Source organism: Afipia sp. Root123D2 (assembly GCF_001425835.1).
Classification (GTDB): Bacteria; Pseudomonadota; Alphaproteobacteria; order Rhizobiales; family Xanthobacteraceae; genus Afipia.
The window spans coordinates 1,190,600-1,207,404 of record NZ_LMDP01000001.1 but is presented as its reverse complement, the minus strand read 5'-3'; the positions used below and the strand labels follow the sequence as shown (position 1 = coordinate 1,207,404).

17 protein-coding genes and 1 tRNA gene are annotated in these 16,805 nt (G+C 62.9%); 7 read left to right on the top strand and 11 right to left on the bottom strand.

Annotated elements, in window-relative coordinates; all coding sequences use genetic code 11:
- Positions 1-61: 61 nt before the first annotated feature.
- Together tig and ASC80_RS05970 are read right to left on the bottom strand one after the other, a co-directional pair.
- Positions 62-1,423 (bottom strand): trigger factor, encoded by a 1,362-nt coding sequence (gene tig / locus ASC80_RS05975; RefSeq protein WP_056295666.1) that lies wholly within the window; start codon positions 1,421-1,423, stop codon positions 62-64.
- Positions 1,424-1,570: 147 nt separating this feature from the next.
- Positions 1,571-1,655: transfer RNA gene (locus ASC80_RS05970), tRNA-Leu, on the bottom strand.
- 161 nt (positions 1,656-1,816) lie between these two features.
- On the opposite strand from ASC80_RS05970, the gene ASC80_RS05965 reads away from it, so the two are divergent.
- The gene (locus ASC80_RS05965) at positions 1,817-3,130 is read left to right on the top strand and encodes a multicopper oxidase family protein (protein WP_056293893.1); all 1,314 of its coding nucleotides are present in this window, start codon (positions 1,817-1,819) and stop codon (positions 3,128-3,130) included.
- A 4-nt stretch (positions 3,131-3,134) separates the two neighbouring features.
- On the opposite strand, the gene ASC80_RS05960 is transcribed toward ASC80_RS05965, so the two are convergent.
- Complete coding sequence (locus tag ASC80_RS05960) at positions 3,135-4,634, bottom strand: bifunctional ADP-dependent NAD(P)H-hydrate dehydratase/NAD(P)H-hydrate epimerase (protein ID WP_056293889.1); 1,500 nt, start codon at positions 4,632-4,634, stop codon at positions 3,135-3,137.
- Positions 4,635-5,040: 406 nt separating this feature from the next.
- Between ASC80_RS05960 and ASC80_RS05955 the strand changes: the two genes are divergently transcribed.
- Positions 5,041-5,379, top strand: a complete 339-nt coding sequence (locus ASC80_RS05955; protein WP_056293886.1) for a P-II family nitrogen regulator — start codon at positions 5,041-5,043, stop codon at positions 5,377-5,379.
- A 94-nt stretch (positions 5,380-5,473) separates the two neighbouring features.
- Positions 5,474-6,883 carry a type I glutamate--ammonia ligase gene (glnA, locus tag ASC80_RS05950; RefSeq protein ID WP_056293883.1) on the top strand — a complete coding sequence of 470 codons (1,410 nt, stop codon included), beginning with the start codon at positions 5,474-5,476 and terminating at the stop codon, positions 6,881-6,883.
- A 94-nt stretch (positions 6,884-6,977) separates the two neighbouring features.
- Here glnA and ASC80_RS05945 read toward each other — a convergent pair whose 3' ends face one another.
- Positions 6,978-7,676, bottom strand: a complete 699-nt coding sequence (locus ASC80_RS05945; RefSeq protein WP_056293880.1) for a hypothetical protein — start codon at positions 7,674-7,676, stop codon at positions 6,978-6,980.
- Positions 7,677-7,808: 132 nt separating this feature from the next.
- Here ASC80_RS05945 and ASC80_RS05940 point away from each other — a divergent pair, with 132 nt between their 5' ends.
- The gene (locus ASC80_RS05940; protein WP_056293876.1) at positions 7,809-8,942 is read left to right on the top strand and encodes an AI-2E family transporter; all 1,134 of its coding nucleotides are present in this window, start codon (positions 7,809-7,811) and stop codon (positions 8,940-8,942) included.
- Positions 8,943-9,024: 82 nt separating this feature from the next.
- On the opposite strand, the gene ASC80_RS05935 is transcribed toward ASC80_RS05940, so the two are convergent.
- The 6 genes from ASC80_RS05935 to ASC80_RS05910 all read right to left on the bottom strand — a co-directional run bounded on the left by ASC80_RS05935 (position 9,025) and on the right by ASC80_RS05910 (position 12,746).
- On the bottom strand, positions 9,025-9,321 hold the full coding sequence (locus ASC80_RS05935) for an antibiotic biosynthesis monooxygenase family protein (protein ID WP_056295663.1): 297 nt from the start codon (positions 9,319-9,321) through the stop codon (positions 9,025-9,027).
- 118 nt (positions 9,322-9,439) lie between these two features.
- Positions 9,440-9,673, bottom strand: a complete 234-nt coding sequence (locus ASC80_RS05930; RefSeq protein ID WP_056293872.1) for a hypothetical protein — start codon at positions 9,671-9,673, stop codon at positions 9,440-9,442.
- A gap of 50 nt (positions 9,674-9,723) precedes the next feature.
- Positions 9,724-10,974: a GGDEF domain-containing protein gene (locus ASC80_RS05925; protein WP_056293869.1), complete on the bottom strand. Its 1,251-nt coding sequence runs from the start codon at positions 10,972-10,974 to the stop codon at positions 9,724-9,726.
- 248 nt (positions 10,975-11,222) lie between these two features.
- Positions 11,223-11,699, bottom strand: a complete 477-nt coding sequence (gene rpsI, locus ASC80_RS05920; protein WP_056293867.1) for a 30S ribosomal protein S9 — start codon at positions 11,697-11,699, stop codon at positions 11,223-11,225.
- Positions 11,699-12,163: a 50S ribosomal protein L13 gene (gene rplM, locus ASC80_RS05915; protein WP_056293865.1), complete on the bottom strand. Its 465-nt coding sequence runs from the start codon at positions 12,161-12,163 to the stop codon at positions 11,699-11,701. Before rplM ends, rpsI begins: the two co-directional genes overlap by 1 nt.
- A gap of 151 nt (positions 12,164-12,314) precedes the next feature.
- Positions 12,315-12,746 carry a PaaI family thioesterase gene (locus ASC80_RS05910; RefSeq protein WP_056293859.1) on the bottom strand — a complete coding sequence of 144 codons (432 nt, stop codon included), beginning with the start codon at positions 12,744-12,746 and terminating at the stop codon, positions 12,315-12,317.
- 135 nt (positions 12,747-12,881) lie between these two features.
- On the opposite strand from ASC80_RS05910, the gene ASC80_RS05905 reads away from it, so the two are divergent.
- From ASC80_RS05905 to ASC80_RS05895, 3 genes are all read left to right on the top strand, one after another.
- Positions 12,882-13,715 (top strand): enoyl-CoA hydratase, encoded by an 834-nt coding sequence (locus ASC80_RS05905; protein ID WP_056293856.1) that lies wholly within the window; start codon positions 12,882-12,884, stop codon positions 13,713-13,715.
- Positions 13,716-13,735: 20 nt separating this feature from the next.
- Positions 13,736-14,341, top strand: coding sequence for a CoA-binding protein (locus ASC80_RS05900; RefSeq protein WP_056293855.1), 606 nt, complete (start codon positions 13,736-13,738; stop codon positions 14,339-14,341).
- 135 nt (positions 14,342-14,476) lie between these two features.
- Positions 14,477-15,757, top strand: coding sequence for an O-acetylhomoserine aminocarboxypropyltransferase (locus tag ASC80_RS05895; protein ID WP_056293852.1), 1,281 nt, complete (start codon positions 14,477-14,479; stop codon positions 15,755-15,757).
- 88 nt (positions 15,758-15,845) lie between these two features.
- Here ASC80_RS05895 and ASC80_RS05890 read toward each other — a convergent pair whose 3' ends face one another.
- Positions 15,846-16,664 carry an FTR1 family iron permease gene (locus ASC80_RS05890; protein WP_056293848.1) on the bottom strand — a complete coding sequence of 273 codons (819 nt, stop codon included), beginning with the start codon at positions 16,662-16,664 and terminating at the stop codon, positions 15,846-15,848.
- Between the last annotated feature and the right edge of the window lie 141 nt (positions 16,665-16,805).

Genomic DNA, 16,805 nt, shown 5'->3' with positions numbered 1-16,805 from the left:
AGCTGCGTCGCCCTGCCCTTTCCGATTGTATCGTTAACGCCGGGCGAGCCCGGCGACCACATCAGGCCGCGGTTTTCTCGCTGTCGTCGTCCTTGAGCAGGTCTTCGCGCGACACCTTCTTTTCGGTGACGGTGGCGAGTTCAAGAATGAAGTCGACCACCTTGTCTTCGTAGATAGGTGCGCGAAGCTGGGCGAGCGCGTTGGGATTGCTGCGATAATAATCCCAGACTTCCTTCTCGCGGCCCGGCATCTGGCGCGCACGATCGATCACGGCGCGGCTGACTTCGTCGTCGGTCACGGTGATCTTGTTCTTCTCGCCGATCTCGGAAAGCACGAGGCCGAGACGCACGCGGCGATCGGCGATCTTGCGGTACTCTTCCTTGGCCGCTTCCTCGGTGGTGTTCTCGTCAGCGAACGTCTTGCTCGCTGAATCCATCTCCGCCTTGATCGAGTTCCACATCAGGTTGAACTCGTCATCGACCAGTGACGGCGGCGGATCGAACTTGTGGGCTTCATCGAGGCGATCCAGCAGCAGGCGCTTGACGCGCTGGCGGGTCGCGCCGGCGAATTCCTGCACCAGACGATCGCGCATCGCTTCCTTGAGCTTGTCGAGCGATTCCATGCCGAGGTTCTTGGCGAACTCCTCGTCGATCTTCGACTCCTGCGGCGCCTCGATCGCGCTGGCGGTGGTTTCGAACTCGGCGTCCTTGCCGGCCAGATTCGCCGCCGTGTAGTTCTTGGGGAACGACGCCTTCACGGTGCGGGTCTCGCCTACGCCGATACCGATGAGCTGGTCTTCGAAGCCCGGAATGAACGTGCCCGAGCCGATCACGACCTGGATGTCTTCGCCAGTGCCGCCGTCGAACGCAACGCCGTCAATGGTGCCCTTGAAGGCCACCGTGACGCGGTCGCCGGATTCGGCCTTCGCACCCTCGGCTTTCGCCGCATAGGGGCGGTTCTGGTCGGCGATTCGCTTGAGCGCTTCATCGACGTCGGCGTCGGTGACTTCGGCTACCGGCTTCTCGACGTTGAAGGTCTTGAAGTCGGCAAGCTGGATCGCAGGCACGACCTCGATCGCAACCGAGTAGTTCAGGTCGGACTTGCCGGACAGAACCTCCTCGATCTCCTTGGCCTCGGTCGGCATGGTGATCTTGGGCTCGGTCGCGAGACGGAAGCCGCGCTCGGTGAAGAGCTGCGTGTTGGTATCGCGGATCAGCTGATCGACCGTCTCCGCGGCAACGGAACGGCCGTACACTTTCTTCAGATGCGCAGCCGGCACCTTGCCTGGGCGGAATCCGTTGAGCCGGACCTTGTCCTTCATCTCGTCGAGGCGTGCATCGATCTTGGCATCGATGTCCGACGCCGGAACGCTGATCTGGAATTCGTGCTTCAGTCCCTCGGCGAGGGTTTCTTTGACCTGCATGGCGTCAATCTTCTTCCGGCTTCGCCCGGTCGGCGACCGGGCCTTGTCAATCTGTTGGACGCACAGCCCGAAGGCCTGCATCGGTGGGTACGGCCGACGCGCGAAAGCGTCTTCCGAAAATCGGCGTGCGCAAACGAGAGATCGCGCTGGTGCGGGCGGAGGGACTCGAACCCCCACAACTTTCGTCACTGGAACCTAAATCCAGCGCGTCTACCAGTTCCGCCACGCCCGCGCAGCGCACATCGTCCGGCGGCACAGCCGCGAGCGGCGGGCTTATAACATGAGCCAGCCGCTTCGCAGCAAGAAAAACGCCCCCGCCGCCCGGCGCTTGGCCGCAACCCAGCCTAACTGTGCCCGCTGGACTTCCACGCCGGAAAATGGTCCGGATCAGGCATGGAAAACTGCCGTTTTTCGCGAGACCGCCGGACCCTGCTGGCCGCGCTCGGCTCGGTTGCATTGGCGCCCCTGCTATCGCGGCCGCTGACTGCGCAGGCCGGAGCATCCCTTGCCCTGACACTGAAACCGGGCACGCTCGATCTGCGCCCGGGGCCCCCAGCCAGCCCGGTCTGGTCGCTGAATACCGCAGCCTCCAGCTTCATGTCTCACATCAGGCAAGGTGACAATGTTACTGTTGCCGTTGCGAATGAGCTGCCGGTTCCCACGGTTCTGGCTTGCCGGGGCCTGGATGGCGGGGCATCGGCTGCTGCATTGACAGCCCAGCCGCCCATGGCCTCGGGTGGGCAGGCGGCCTTCGCCCTGCCCGTGCGGCACTCCGGCACATTCCTGCTCGATTCCGGTCTGCTCGGCGATGGCGCGGAACGCCCTTCCCTCGGCCACGTGCTGACCGCCGCCGAAACCACGGTCGTGACTGCCGACCGCGACGAGGTGCTGCTGATCGAGGACTGGCGGCTCGACGGGACCGGCAAGGCGCTTGCGCCGGGACGCGCCACCGATGCCACGCCGCTGTTCACCGTCAACCGCAAGCCCACCTTCGACATCGACGTGAAGAGCAACGAGCGGTTGAGGCTTCGCATCGTCAACGGCTGTCAACGCGCACTGATCGCACTGAAAGTTGCCGATCATGATGTGCGCGTCATGGCGATCGACAGCCTGCCGGCGGAGCCTTTCATCGCTCGCGACGGTCAGCTGGTGCTTGCGCCCGGCACCCGCATCGATGCTTTTCTCGACGCGACGCGCCCGCCCGGCTCGGCGTCCGAGATTCTTCTGCATGACGGCACCAAAGCGCAGCCGGTCGGACGGATCTTGACCGCGAAGGACACTGCGCGCGCTGCGCCGCTACCGCCGCCCGCACCACTGCCGTTGAATGGCCTGCCGGCGCGGCTGGATCTGCGAAACGCCTTGCGCGTGGACGTGGCGCTCGATCCGGCAGCGTCATGGGTCACGCCGGCCAAGTTCGACAAGGCTGCTGCGCCGGCGTTTCGCGCCAAGCGTGGCCGCATCGTCGTGCTGGCTTTGAAGAACACCACCGCGTCGGCGCAGATCTTTCGTCTGCATGGTCACCACTGCCGGCTGCTCGACAAGCTCGACGACGGCTGGAAACCGTTCTGGCTCGACACCCTCGCACTGCAGCCCGGCGAAACCCAGCGCATCGCCTTCGCCGCCGAGTTCGCCGGCAACTGGCTGATCGAAACCGTCGCTCCGGTCTGGAGCGCGCCGCGCCTCGTGCGCTGGTTCGCGGTCGAGTAGACCGTCAGTAGTCGACACCGAATTCGTCGTAGAGACCGCGCAGAATTTCCGGCAGCATCTCCGGCAAATCCTCGGCGATCAGGCCGGGACCGAATTCGCGTGCGGCCTCGCCATGCATCCAGACTCCCATCGAGGCCGCCTCAAAGGCCGGAACGTGTTGGGCCAACAGGCCCGCGATGATCCCCGCCAGCACATCGCCGGAGCCTGCTGTCGCCAGCCACGGCGGCGCATTGGCGGCAATCGACGCGCGCCCGTCTGGCGACGCCACCACGGTGTCCGGCCCTTTCAGCAACACCACCGCACCGGATTCCCGGGCGGCTGCACGCGTCTGCTCAAGTTTCGATGACACAGGATCGGCTTCGCCCGGTTCCTTGAACAGACGCGCGAACTCTCCGGCATGCGGCGTGAGGACAATTTGTGAATCACGCGCGCCTTTGATCGCAGCGAACAGCGCCTCCGGCGCATCGGCAAAGCTCGTCAGCGCATCGGCATCGAGCACCACGGCGCGCCGGCCGGTCAGCGCTTCCAGTACGAGGCCGCGCGTCCGCTCGCCGACACCCGCCCCCGGTCCGATCACGCAGGCATTGAACCGCGCATCCGACAGCATCTCGCCAAACTGCGCCCGGTCATCAACCGCGCGGACCATCACGGCCGTCAGAGCCGCCGCATTGACCGCGAGCGCATCGGATGGCGACGCCACCGTGACCAGCCCTGCTCCCGCACGCAACGCCGCGCGCGCCGCGAGCCGCCCCGCGCCGGTCGACGCCTGACCGCCCGACACCACAACGGCATGCCCGCGAGCGTACTTATGTCCGTCGATCCGGGGCAACGGAAACGAGGCTCGCCACAAGTCAGGAGCGTTCTCGAAAGCCTTCGGCTGAATATCGTCCAGCACCTGCGCACCGATGCCGATGTCTGCGACCTCGACCTCGCCGCAATGCAGCCGACCCGGCAACAGCAGATGCGCCGGCTTCCGGCGGAAGAACGTCACTGTGCGCGTCGCTGTTACCGCGATGCCCATGACCTCGCCGGTGGTGCCGTTGGTGCCGCTCGGCAGATCGACGCTGAGGATCGGCACGCCGCTCGCGTTCATCGCCGCGATCATGTCGCGCGGATCGCCCTTCGGCGGACGGTTGAGTCCGGCGCCGAACAACGCATCAATAATCAGCGCCGGCCGTCCGAGTGCCGCAGGGTCGCAGGGCAAAACCTCCCCGTGCCACGCCTGCGCCGCCAGCGCGGCATCGCCTTTCAGCGAGTCACGGTTGCACAGCAGAACCACCGCGACATCGCGGCCGCGTTTGGCCAGTTCGGCCGCCGCGACGAACCCGTCGCCGCCGTTGTTGCCGCGACCGGCGATCACCAGGATCGCGCCAGTCGGAGCCAGCGCCTGCGCGGCATCGGCTACCGCGCGCCCCGCCTGCTGCATCAGAGCGAAGCCGGTGGTGCCCGCTGCGATGGTCAGGCGGTCGGCGCGGTCCATCTCGTCGACAGTCAGAATTTCCATCAGGGTTCGCTCAGATCGCCTCATCGGCAGGCAGTCTGGACTTCCAGACTGCACACCTCTCATTTTGGTTGATGATATTTTGTGCAATTGCCTAATTTATAAGCTGCCCAGAATGCCCAATCCTGCCTCATGACGCGGCACTCCGGGAATTAACAAACTGATAATGCTGCATAATCGCACCCTTGGCGAAACTGGCACGGACCCTGCTTTTAAGGTTGATGCCGCGGAAGGGTCCTTCCCCCGCGAAACGAAAGGATTTGTCCGGTTGCTGTCGCTCCCGGGTGTCGGTTAGGTCGCCGCCAGCGGGTGGCGGGCGATGCCGGTCGAAGCAGAGTGCCAAATGAGATGCGCGTCAACGCGCAAATTCGAAGTCGAGCCAGAAGTCTGAAGTGCCGGGAGACAGTCAGTGAAAAAGATCGAAGCCATCATCAAGCCGTTCAAACTCGACGAGGTGAAAGAAGCGCTTCAGGAAGTCGGACTGCAAGGCATCACCGTGACCGAGGCCAAGGGCTTCGGCCGGCAGAAGGGGCACGCAGAACTCTATCGCGGCGCCGAATACATCGTGGACTTCCTCCCAAAGGTCAAAATCGAGATTGTGATCGGCGACGACCTGGTCGAGAAAGCCATCGAGGCCATCCGGCGCGCCGCACAGACCGGCCGCATCGGCGACGGCAAGATTTTCGTGTCCAACATTGAGGAAGCCATCCGCATCAGAACGGGAGAGTCCGGACTGGACGCCATCTAGGCCCGCCTCCCTCACCCTCCGTCCCGCCCCGCGCGAACACCTTTCACCCACCACCAAATCATCACGAATAACGGCAGTTAGATAAGAGGTATCCATGAAGACCGCCAAAGACGTCCTCAAGTCGATCAAGGACAACGACGTCAAGTACGTCGATCTGCGTTTCACCGATCCGCGCGGCAAGTGGCAGCACGTCACGTTCGACATCTCGATGATCGACGAGGAAATTTTCGCCGAAGGCACGATGTTCGACGGCTCCTCGATCGCGGGCTGGAAGGCGATCAACGAGTCCGACATGTGCCTGATGCCTGATCCGGCCACCGCGACGATCGACCCGTTCTTCGCCGAGACCACAATGGTCATCACCTGCGACATTCTCGAGCCGACCACCGGCGAGTCCTATAACCGCGACCCGCGCGGCATCGCCAAGAAGGCAGAAGCCATGGTGAAGTCGATGGGCGTGGGCGACACCGTGTTCGTCGGCCCCGAAGCCGAGTTCTTCGTGTTCGACGACGTGCGTTTCCAGACCACGCCTTACAACACCGGCTTCAAGCTCGACTCCTCCGAACTGCCGACCAACTCGGACACCGAGTACGAGGGCGGCAACCTCGGTCACCGCATCCGCACTAAGGCCGGCTACTTTCCGGTGCCACCGCAGGATTCGGTGCAGGACATGCGCTCGGAAATGCTCGGCGCGATGGCTCGCATGGGCGTCAAGGTCGAGAAGCATCACCATGAGGTCGCATCCGCGCAGCACGAACTGGGCATGAAATTCGACACCCTGACCCACATGGCCGACCAGATGCAGATCTATAAGTATTGCATCCATCAGGTCGCGCACATCTACGGCAAGACCGCCACCTTCATGCCGAAGCCGGTCTATGGCGACAACGGCTCGGGCATGCATGTTCACCAGTCGATCTGGAAGGACGGCAAGCCGACCTTCGCCGGCAACAAGTACGCCGACCTGTCGGACACCTGCATCCACTACATCGGCGGCATCATCAAGCACGCCAAGGCCATCAACGCCTTCACCAACCCGTCGACCAACTCGTACAAGCGTCTGGTCCCGGGCTATGAAGCGCCGGTGCTGCTTGCCTACTCGGCACGCAACCGCTCGGCCTCGTGCCGCATTCCCTACACCACCAACCCGAAGGCCAAGCGCGTCGAAGTCCGCTTCCCCGATCCGATGGCGAACCCCTACCTCGCCTTCGCCGCGATGCTGATGGCCGGCCTCGACGGCATCAAGAACAAGATCGATCCGGGTCCGGCGATGGACAAGGACCTCTACGATCTGCCGAAGGAAGAACTGAAGCAGATCCCGACGGTTTGCGGCTCGCTCCGTGAGGCGCTGGAAAACCTCGACAAGGACCGCGCGTTCCTGAAGGCCGGCGGCGTGTTCGACGACGACTTCATCGACAGCTTCATCGAGCTGAAGATGACCGAAGTCGAGCGCTATGAGATGACCCCGCATCCGGTCGAGTTCGAGCTGTACTACTCGCTCTGAGAGTTGCCGAGCCGCCGGGACCTCCATCGACGGCATGGCAAAAATGAAAGGCGCTCCTCACGGAGCGCCTTTTTTCTTGGAACAACCGCTTTTGTCAGTCGGCCTCGAAGGCGAGTTGCGGATCGGTCACCGACGGCGCCAGCGTGATCCCGGCAGCGGCAAGCGCCGCGGCCGCCGTACCGGACTGCGCCAGCCACGGCAGCTTGCGCTCGATCCCGCGCGTCACCGGCTCACCCAGGGCCCCGCCAAAATCGAGCGGCCACCACCCGGCCGGCACCACCGACAGCGTCACGCCCCGAAGCCGAAAGCCCTCACCGAACGTCGCCGAGAGATCATCCGGCCTCACGAGGCGGGCCGTTCCCGGTTCTGCCGGATCGGTGAAGCTGATCATGAGCGGGATCGCATCACCCGTGACCGGCACCGGCGCTCGCTGCTGGCTCACCTCGCGGAAACTGACCCTGCGGCCGGTCCCTGCGAACGCGGTGATCGGCAGATAATTCATTCCGTCGGTGTTCGCCTTGGACGCATCGTGAAGCAGGAGCATCACCAGATTCCGCCTGTCACCGAGATCGACGAACACGGCATCGCCCTTGGTCCGCGTACCGCCGCTTCCGGTGCCGCCATAGCCGCGATTGGGATGCACCGACATCACGCCCGACGCGGATGTGAGCCCCTGCGGCCCTTCGACCTCGACCGTCAGCCGGTATTTGTACTCGGGCCGCCCGAGGCGAATCTGGTCGCCGACCAGCAGAGCCACGAACAGAAGTCCAAGCCCGGTCCATCGCGACAACATGCTGCGCAGATCCCCTTTCCGGCCGGCGACGATAGGTCGCCGGGCTGAATTATTGCTGAAACGGATCGCCGCGCTTGCTCAAGTGCCGCGTTTCGGGAAAAACTGCGGTGTCCCTTCAGGCGAGGATCGCGCGTGACACCATCCGAGAGCAAGCTTCAATCCCGCAACGACCTCGCATGGTCGATCGCTGTCGGCGGGATCGGCGTCATCGCGTTCGCGGTTTTCGTGGTGTTCGCGTGGTACTACGCGCCGACGCTGTTCCTGATCTTTGCCGGGGCGTTGCTCGGCGTCGCGCTGACCGCGATGACTAATCAGCTCCACAAGATCATGGGCGGACCGCACCCGCTGCGGCTCGCCATTGTCTGTCTGATGCTGGCAGCGCTGATCGCGGGGATCGGAACGCTCGGCGGCTCGACGATCGCCCAGCAGGCGACGGCGTTGAGCGGCACGATCAAATCGCAGATCGTCAATCTCAAGGGCTTTCTCGAACGGCACGGCGTCGATACCAGCTATCTCGACCTGAATGCCGCGACCCCCGCCTCCGATACGGCGGCACCGGTGGCAACACCTGCGCAGCCACGCAACAATCTGCCGAGCGCAGGAGCGATCGCTTCCGGCGGCGGCGCGATCGTCAGCCAGACGCTGAAACTGATTCTCGGCACCGTCGGCGCGGTCGGAAACTTCTTTATCGTCCTGTTTCTCGGGCTGGCATTCGCGGCGCAGCCGTCGGTCTATCGCAAGGGACTGCTGGCGTTGTCGCCCAAGCGGCATCGCGCCGATGTCGAAGCGGTGGTCGACAGGATCAGCGTAACGCTCGAACGGTGGCTGATCGCGCAGATGATCACCATGGCCGCCGTCTTCGCAGTGACATGGATCGGCCTCGCGATCATCGGCATCCCGGCCTCGTTCATCCTCGGAATTCAGGCTGGCCTGCTGGCGTTCATTCCAACCATCGGCGCCCTGCTCGGCGGGCTCATCATCCTGCTGGCCAGCATTTCATCGGGGTTGGTCGCCGTGATCAGCGCGTTCGTGCTGTTCATGGGCGTCCACGCGCTGGAAAGCTACATCCTGACGCCGATCCTGCAGCGGCAGGCGCTGGAGATCCCGCCGGCGACGCTGTTCGCGTTCCAGATACTGCTCGGCGTCGTGTTCGGAGTGTGGGGGCTGGCACTGGCGCTGCCGATGGTCGCCATCGTCAAGGTCGTGATCGATTACATCCGCGAAGATGACGCCAGGCCGGCCGAAGTCCTGATTGCCGCGCGTTAGCGGTCTGCGTCTCCGCTGGAATCAAGCCGGAATCAAAAAAGGCGCCTCCATGGCGCCTTTTCATGTCGCAAGACGCGACCGCTCAGAACGCCTTGACGGTCTGGGTGTGTTCCACCTCGGGGGGCGACGCGAAATGCGGCCCGACCAGTGCGCGCCATTCGGTGAAGTTGGCCGATTCCCGGAAATCGACGGTGTGGTTCTCCAGCGTCTCCCACTTGATGTGCAAGCGATACCGCGACGGCTTCTCGATCGATTTGTGCAGTTCGAAGCTGATCCAGCCCTTGCAACGCTTGAAAATCGACTCGGCCTTGCCGATGGCGGCCTCGAAATCCTTCTCGCTGCCCGGCTTGATCTCGATCTGTGCGATTTCTGTAATCATGGTCTTTGCGCCCTTTTTCATGACCCGGACGGCTCTAGCGTAAAATACAGGGCGTTCAAAGCTGCCGGGCAAAGAAAAAGGCACCCCCGGCGCCTGAAACCCTCTTCCGCCGCGGCCTTTACAGGACGATCAGCAGGACGCCCGAAAGGATAAAAACACAGCCCGCCAGCATCAACGGCTGCCAGTCGATCCGGGTTGCGTAGCGGCCCTGGGCGCGCCGCTCGGTGATCAGTGCGCTCTCGTATTCGTCGGCCGTCGAGAACATGCAGGCAAACCCGGCCCGCGCCGAAGCCGCCGTGGCCTCAAGCGAGGAGACATCCTCATGACTGTCGTGAGTGCGTGTGCCGATCATGCCTCATGGTATGACGCGAAGGGTAAACACATCGCTAACCATGTTGCCGTTCAGGCGTGGGCGTCGGCCAACTCGCGGCGCGGCTGCGCGTCGTCAGGTGTGATGAGACCTGCGACGCCGAGCCTGGATTGACCGAGCGACAGCGGCTCTTCCGCTGCGGCCTCGACCCGATTGCGGCCGCCGCGTTTGGCCTGATAGAGCGCGGTGTCCGCCGAAGCCATCAACACCTCGAGTTCGGTGTGCGCCGGGCCGCCGGCGACCCCGATGCTCACCGTCGTCGCCAACGGTTCGTCGTCAACCGCAACGCCGGCATCCTGGAACGCTTCACGCACGCGCTCCGCCGCCGTCAGCGCTTCGTCCATCGCGCACGGCAGAAGTGCCGCGAACTCCTCACCGCCGATGCGGCCGACCAGATCGGTGATGCGCAAAGTATTGGCGACGACATTGGCGAACACCTTCAGCACCTCGTCGCCGGTGGCGTGGCCGAACGTGTCATTGACCGACTTGAAGTGGTCGATGTCGAAAATCATCACCGTGATCGGACGGCCCGCCTTCGCCTCGCGCTCGATCATGCGTGATGTGGCTTCGCTGAAGCCGCGCCGGTTGAGCAGCCCCGTAAGCGGATCGACGGATGCCGCGAGCTTGTGGGCGGAGACCGTGCGCTCCGACACCAGCATGAAGATGATGAAGACGGTGCCGACCGCATAGAGCACCAGTTCGACCGCGAACGCCGCGACCCACATGCCGCTCAGGCCGCTGCCGAACGGATGGATGACATCGCTGATCAGGATCGGCATCATCAGGACCATGCCGTGCAACATCGGCACGATCACCGCCGGCCAGCGTGACCGCAGGCTCTTGCGCCGCTCGCGCCACAGTTCGGTCGCGGTCAGTGCAGCGTAGATGGCGACGATCGTTGCGCCCAGCGTCATGCGGGCTTCGTCGCTCAGTGGGTGAATGAAAAGGACCGCCGCAATCCAGATCGCGGCGCCCGCGATCAATCCGGCGATACTCGGCGCGCGGCCGTGAAACACCCGCGCCGCATCCCAGACCATGCCGCAGGCAATGAAGCCGACGGCGTTGACGGCCAGCGCCAGCCACAAGCCCAGCGCAGTGCCGCCCGCGATCCACAAGGCGATCGAGGCCGCACCGAGAATGTAGGCCGCTCCCCACCATCCCAGCGCCGGGATTCTCTCCTGCCGCCAGAAAAACAGCAGCATCGCGCCAAGGAGCGCCGCAACCAGTGTTGCGACAAGGTAGAGCGTTGAAATATCGAGCGACATCGTCGCGCCGGCAGGCATCGTAAAGCTTCTGCTTAACTCGGACGGAGCCGGAATAGCCCCCTCAGCCAACCTGACGCTAGCAGTGAGGTCTTGGAAGTGTGTTTGCGGCGGTCACATAATTTTCGTCAAAAGTATCTGCAATTCGCCAGCAATCGAGAATAACGAAAAAAGGGCGCCCGAAGGCGCCCTTTCGACTGACTTGTCCGCAATTGCGGAGGATTGGATCGAACCGATTAACGTTTCGAGAACTGGCGGCGAAGCGCGCCTTAGCGCTTCGAGAACTGGAAGGAGCGGCGGGCCTTCGCCTTGCCGTACTTCTTGCGCTCGACGACGCGCGAGTCGCGCGTGAGGAAGCCGCCCTTCTTGAGGACCCCCCGCAGTTCCGGTTCGAAGTTGGTCAAGGCCTTCGAGATGCCGTGACGAACAGCGCCCGCCTGACCCGACAGACCGCCGCCTGCGACGGTGCAGATCACGTCGTACTGGCCCTGACGGGCAGCGGCGACGATCGGCTGCTGAATCATCATGCGCAGCACCGGACGGGCGAAATAGACTTCGACCTCGCGGGTGTTGACGGTGACCTTGCCGGTGCCCGGCTTGATCCAGACGCGGGCGACCGCGTCCTTGCGCTTGCCGGTGGCGTAAGCACGGCCGAACTTGTCCACTTTCTTGGTGTACTGCGGCGCTTCCGGTGCGGCGGTCTTGAGCGCCGACAACTGGTCGAGGGACTGCATGGTATCGGACATTATGCGGCCCTCATGTTCTTGCGATTCATCGATGCGATATCCACGACTACCGGCTGCTGTGCTTCATGCGGATGCTCGGCACCAGCATAGACGCGCAGGTTGCCCAGCTGCACACGGCCGAGCGGACCGCGCGGGATCATGCGCTCGATGGCCTTTTCGAGAACGCGCTCCGGGAAGCGCCCTTCGAGGATCGACTTCGCCGTGCGTTCCTTGATGCCGCCGATGAAGCCGGTGTGGTTGTAATAAACTTTGTTGTCGCGCTTGCGCCCGGTGAGGACGACATGAGCAGCGTTGATGATGATGACGTTGTCACCACAATCGACGTGAGGCGTGTAGGTCGGAAGGTGCTTGCCGCGCAAACGCATGGCGACAAGAGTGGCGAGACGGCCGACGACCAGACCCTTGGCGTCGATCAGCACCCACTTCTTCTCGACCTCGGCCGGCTTTGCCGAAAACGTCTTCATGTGAGGTTATCCGTGAAAAGGTGATGTCCGGCGCAACTGCCGGGCTGGGCGAGGTTCTAGATAAACCCCTCGCGCGCGTCAACGATCATTTGTGCAAAATAATCTATAGAAAACAACTAGTTAGAAATATGGTTTTATAATACCGCTAAAATCATTGAGCATCTGGAATAGAGTACGTAGCGGTGACATGCGCGATCGGATCCGGCGAAGTGCCTGATAACAAGATCACTTCCCCGACCGCGAGGCGCTTGCCGAGTTTCATCAGCTTGGCGGCGGCGACGACATCCTGCCCCGGCTGGCCCTTGCGAAGAAAATTGATGTTGAGGTTGGTGGTCACGGCCAGCCCGACCGGCCCGATCGCCGACAGCAGCACGACATACATCGCGAGATCCGCCAGGGCCATCAGCGTCGGCCCGGATACCGTGCCGCCCGGGCGCAACATCCGCTCGCTGTAAGGCTGGCGCAGTAGGCACATCGCACCATCGGCGCTTTCGATCTGAACCTCGCCGCTTCCGAAGGCCTGGGGAAATTCCTTGTGCAGGAATGCCTCCAGTTCGGCGACGGTCATTTTCGCATTGGCCATTGATGGTTTGTCCTGCACCACGTCATATATGACGGCCTTGTATCACAGGGCGCGATCAGCAAAAGTGGAATCCGGTTTTGCGTTTTGCGGTCCATGCCTTGCAAATGACGCACGATCATGCCCACGGACACTTTCATGACGACCACATCTGCCACCCGGCCTCCATCGGCCAAGACATCGCCCTCGCCGCTTTCGCGCGAAACCATCGATGGCATCGCGGTGCTGACGCTCGATTCACCGGCCTCGCGCAACGCGCTGTCGGAGACCATGCTCGCCGCGCTCCACACGGCTCTGGATTCGATCCGCGACGACACCAGCGTGCGCGCCGTGGTGATCGCCGCCAAGGGGCCGGCGTTCTCCTCAGGCCATGATCTCAAGGAACTGACCGCGCGGCGCGCCGATGCCGACGCCGGCTTCGCGTATTTCTCCCAGATCATGAATTCTTGCAGCGCGATGATGCAGGCGATCGTGCGGCTGCCGAAGCCGGTGGTCGCTGCTGTACAGGGCGTTGCCACTGCGGCCGGCTGCCAGCTGGTTGCGACCTGCGATCTCGCCGTTGCATCGGAGAATGCGAAATTCGCGACACCGGGCATCGATATCGGGCTGTTTTGCTCGACGCCGATGGTGGCGCTGTCGCGCAACGTCTCACGCAAGCACGCGATGCACATGCTGCTGACCGGAGAGCCCATCAGCGCGCAACGCGCCGCCGAACTGGGTCTCGTCAACAGCGTGGTGCCGGCCGGTACCGAGCGCGACGCGGCGATTGCGCTCGCCCGCAAGATCGCGCTCAAGTCGGCGTACACGCTGCGTATCGGCAAGGAAGCATTCTATCGGCAAGCAGAAATGCCGCTGTCCGAGGCCTATCACTACGCCGCGCAGGTGATGGCCATGAACATGATGGCACGTGACGCCGAGGAAGGGATCGGCGCTTTCATCGAAAAGCGCGATCCGAAATGGGAGGACCGGTAAGCCGCCGGACGATTGCCTGAATGAACCACGACTCCTATCCCGACAGCTACATTCGCCAGATCCTCACCAGCGTCAAAACCATCGCCATGGTCGGCGCGTCGCCGGTCAACGTGCGGCCGAGCTACTTCGCTTTCAAGTATCTCGCCGAGCGCGACTACGACATGATCCCGATCAATCCGGGACAGGTCGGCAAGAGGCTGGTCGGCAAGCCGTTCGTCGGCTCGCTGCGCGATGTCGATCGGCCGATCGACATGATCGATATCTTCCGCGCCTCGGATCGCGCCATGGCGATTGTCGACGAGGCGCTGTCGCTGAAAGTGCTGCCGAAGGTGATCTGGATGCAACTCGGCGTTCGTAACGACGAGGCTGCCGCCAAGGCCGAAGCGGCCGGAGTGAAGGTGGTGATGAACCGCTGCCCGAAAATCGAATACGGCCGCCTCACCTCCGAAATTCAATGGATGGGCGTGAATTCGCGCACGCTCAGTTCGAAGCGAGCACCCGTCCCCACCAGCGGCATGCGACTCTCTCTCCATCGTGCCAGCGTCAGCGGCGGCACGACGGCGGCCGCCGATCGCGCCGCGCGCGACAAAAACGAAGTTGCCGCTGTTCCACCCGTGAAAGAATGATCGCCTCCGCCGCGACGAAAAGCGGCAACCTTATTATCAATTCGGGCTTGTTTGCGCGTTCAGCTTGACTGAAACCCTGCGCACCCGCAGCATATTGTTCTCATGCCGTTTCCCGCCACCCGAAGGGATTTTCTAATGACAGAACGCTTGCCAGGTTTTTCGACGCTCGCCATTCACGCGGGCGCACAACCCGATCCGACGACCGGCGCACGAATAACTCCGATCTATCAGACCTCGTCATTCGTGTTTAACGATGCCGATCACGCCGCATCGTTGTTCGGGCTGCAGACCTTCGGCAACATCTACACCCGCATCGGAAATCCAACCAACGCTGTCCTTGAGGAACGCGTCGCGGCGCTCGAAGGCGGCACCGCCGCGCTGGCGGTGGCATCCGGCCACGCCGCGCAGGTTGTGGCGTTCCAAACCCTGCTGCAGCCCGGAGACGAATTCATCGCCGGCCGCAAGCTTTATGGCGGTTCGATCAACCAGTTCAACCACGCCTACAAGAGCTTCGGCTGGAACGTGGTGTGGGCCGACAATGATGATCCCGCCACTTTCGAGCGCGCGCTGACGCCGAAGACCAAGGCGATCTTCGTCGAGTCGATCGCCAACCCCGGCGGCTCGATCACCGACATCGAGGCCATCGCCACCATCGCCCGCAAGGCCGGCGTGCCGCTGATCGTCGACAACACGCTGGCATCGCCCTACCTGATGCGGCCGATCGATCATGGCGCCGATATCGTCCTCCACTCGCTGACCAAGTTCCTTGGCGGCCACGGCAACTCGATCGGCGGCATCATCGTCGATGCCGGCACGTTCGACTGGTCGCGCGACGGCCGTTACCCGATGCTGAGCGAGCCGCGTCCGGAGTATCACGGCATCAAGCTGCATGAGACGTTCGGCAACTTCGCGTTCGCCATCGCGGCACGCGTGCTCGGCCTGCGCGATCTCGGCCCGGCATTGTCGCCGTTCAACGCCTTCATGATCCTAACCGGCATCGAGACGCTCGGCCTGCGAATGCAGAGGCACTGCGACAACACCAAGGCCGTCGCCGAATGGCTTTCTGCGCATCCGGCGGTGTCATGGGTCAATTATGCGGGTCTGCCCGGCGACCGCTATCATCAGCTCGCGCGCAAATACACGCCGAAGGGCGCCGGCGCGGTGTTCACCTTCGGTCTCAAGGGCGGTTACGACGCCGGCATCAGCCTGGTATCGAACGTCAAACTGTTCTCGCATCTGGCCAATATCGGCGACACCCGTTCGCTGATCATCCATCCGGCCTCGACCACCCACAGCCAGCTCAGCGACGCGCAGAAGGCTCAGGCCGGCGCGGGCGTCGATGTGGTGCGGCTGTCGATCGGCATCGAGGACAAGGAAGACATTATCGCCGACCTCGAGCAGGCGCTCGGCGCCTGAGGCGATAAACTTCTCCAATAAAAAACGCGGCGCCGGGCATGGCGCCGCGTTTTGATCTGGAGAGAGCAAGTATGACTTTCTGAAATTCCTATTCGGCGGCGTGCAACTCCGCCTCGGCCTTGTCGCGGCGAACCAGCCGTGCGTTGCGCTGGATGATCGAGAACGTCGCAAGCGCAAACAGAATCACCAGCAACTGCACCGAAACCGCTTCCAGCGTCGGATTGAACCCGATCGACTCCAGCCAGCCGAAGTTCTTGAGCTCGGTGAACGGAACGAGAGTCTGTTCCTGGAATTCGGTGATCGCCTCGCCGATGAACTTGATGCCCATCACGAACAGGAATGCCGAGGTGACAACGAACAGCGGGCGCAGCGGAATTCGCTGGGCGACCAGATTGATGAAGTAGAACAGGACGACGAGACCAACAGTCGCTGCTGCGAGGCCCGCAAACAACCCGGCGCTCCAGCCGCCTTCGGTACCAGCAAGCGCGGTGACGAACAGCACCGTCTCGGCGCCTTCGCGGAATACGGCGAGGAAAGCGAGGACGCCAACCGCCCAAGCGGTGTCCTGCGCCAGCGCGCTGTTGGCCTTGGTGGCCAGATAGTCCTGCCAGCCGCGCGGATCCTGCTTCACCATCAGCCAGCCGCTGACATAGAGCATCAAAGCAGCGGCCACGAGAATAACGATACCTTCGAGAAGATCGCTGTGCTGACCTGAATTCAGGACCGCGAACAGCCATGCGGCGATCAGGCTCGCAGCCACCGCCGCCAATGCACCGGCATATAGTGCCTCAACCCGATGACCGCCGCCGACCTTGCGCAGATAGGCTGCCAGCGCGGCGATCACCAGCATCGCTTCGAGACCTTCCCGAAGCAGGATGACAGCGGCCTGAACAAACGCATTGGACATGAGAAACCCGGCAAGCCCATCGATTGGACAATTTCGGATCGTTCTACCGCCCGTACCGGCCATGTAAACAGGACTTGCACGCACTAAAATGTGAGACTGCTGGAAAACGCAGATAATGGCCGTGAATCAAGGGTTTCTGAG

Excerpts from the sequence above, each read along its gene's own strand:
- rpsI (WP_056293867.1), bottom strand. The coding sequence starts at position 11,699 with ATGTCCGATACCATGCAGTCCCTCGACCAGTTGTCGGCGCTCAAGACC.
- ASC80_RS05960 (WP_056293889.1), bottom strand. The coding sequence starts at position 4,634 with ATGGAAATTCTGACTGTCGACGAGATGGACCGCGCCGACCGCCTGACC.
- ASC80_RS05965 (WP_056293893.1), top strand. The coding sequence starts at position 1,817 with ATGGAAAACTGCCGTTTTTCGCGAGACCGCCGGACCCTGCTGGCCGCG.
- ASC80_RS05890 (WP_056293848.1), bottom strand. The coding sequence starts at position 16,664 with ATGTCCAATGCGTTTGTTCAGGCCGCTGTCATCCTGCTTCGGGAAGGT.
- ASC80_RS05905 (WP_056293856.1), top strand. The coding sequence starts at position 12,882 with ATGACGACCACATCTGCCACCCGGCCTCCATCGGCCAAGACATCGCCC.
- ASC80_RS05925 (WP_056293869.1), bottom strand. The coding sequence starts at position 10,974 with ATGCCTGCCGGCGCGACGATGTCGCTCGATATTTCAACGCTCTACCTT.
- ASC80_RS05900 (WP_056293855.1), top strand. The coding sequence starts at position 13,736 with ATGAACCACGACTCCTATCCCGACAGCTACATTCGCCAGATCCTCACC.
- tig (WP_056295666.1), bottom strand. The coding sequence starts at position 1,423 with ATGCAGGTCAAAGAAACCCTCGCCGAGGGACTGAAGCACGAATTCCAG.
- ASC80_RS05945 (WP_056293880.1), bottom strand. The coding sequence starts at position 7,676 with ATGTTGTCGCGATGGACCGGGCTTGGACTTCTGTTCGTGGCTCTGCTG.
- ASC80_RS05935 (WP_056295663.1), bottom strand. The coding sequence starts at position 9,321 with ATGATTACAGAAATCGCACAGATCGAGATCAAGCCGGGCAGCGAGAAG.
- ASC80_RS05930 (WP_056293872.1), bottom strand. The coding sequence starts at position 9,673 with ATGATCGGCACACGCACTCACGACAGTCATGAGGATGTCTCCTCGCTT.
- glnA (WP_056293883.1), top strand. The coding sequence starts at position 5,474 with ATGAAGACCGCCAAAGACGTCCTCAAGTCGATCAAGGACAACGACGTC.
- ASC80_RS05895 (WP_056293852.1), top strand. The coding sequence starts at position 14,477 with ATGACAGAACGCTTGCCAGGTTTTTCGACGCTCGCCATTCACGCGGGC.
- ASC80_RS05910 (WP_056293859.1), bottom strand. The coding sequence starts at position 12,746 with ATGGCCAATGCGAAAATGACCGTCGCCGAACTGGAGGCATTCCTGCAC.
- rplM (WP_056293865.1), bottom strand. The coding sequence starts at position 12,163 with ATGAAGACGTTTTCGGCAAAGCCGGCCGAGGTCGAGAAGAAGTGGGTG.